Raw genomic sequence first — 611 nt, forward strand, 5'->3', positions numbered from 1 at the left:
CCGGGTCGGCACCGTGCGCGGCGGGCCGCACGTCCAGCCCCCAGGCCTGCGCCGCGCGCGTGTAGTCCCCATAGCCATGCACCGGCACCGCCACGGCCCGCACGCCCCGCCGGGCGGCGAAGGCGGTGATGCGGTGGATGAATTCGCTCGCGCTGCCCGCGATCACGATGCGCGCCGGCGCCACGCCGTGGAAGGCGCCCAGGCGCTCGCGCAATGCGGTGTAGGCCGGGTCGGGGTAATGCCGGGCATCGGCTTCGCGCAGCGCCTGGACCGCCTCGGGGCACGGGCCGCAGGCGTTGCTGTTGGTGGAAAAGTCGTGCTGCGGCACGCCCAGGGCGTCCGGGCCGCCATGCAGGGGGGCGTGCGCCGTCACATCCATTGCAGCACCCACAATGCTATTGAAAAGTGAGCAATCATGGCAATCAATCCGCCGGCGACGACCACTTTCGATGCCCAGCGCGCCGCCTGCGGCGTATCGCTGGCGGCGGCGCCCCGCCCTTCGCCGTTGAGCGTGTACACGCCGGGCTTGGCCAGGCGCACGCCCAGGGCCAGCGCCATGGCAGCCATGGGCCAGCCGCTGTTGGGCGAGGGCGTGCGGCGGGGCCTGGGGC

Annotated in this window: 2 protein-coding genes; both read right to left on the reverse strand. The window is 73.5% G+C overall.

What is annotated here, in order from left to right; genetic code table 11:
- On the reverse strand, positions 1-379 hold a 379-nt coding region (locus tag AC27IQ_RS26695; RefSeq protein WP_487091495.1), incomplete at its 3' end, for an aminotransferase class I/II-fold pyridoxal phosphate-dependent enzyme.
- A partial coding sequence (locus AC27IQ_RS26700) for a cobalamin biosynthesis protein (protein ID WP_487091496.1) occupies positions 370-611 on the reverse strand: 242 nt, incomplete at its 5' end. The genes AC27IQ_RS26695 and AC27IQ_RS26700, both read right to left, overlap by 10 nt.

This window comes from Acidovorax sp. KPB24-07 (genome assembly GCF_057543315.1).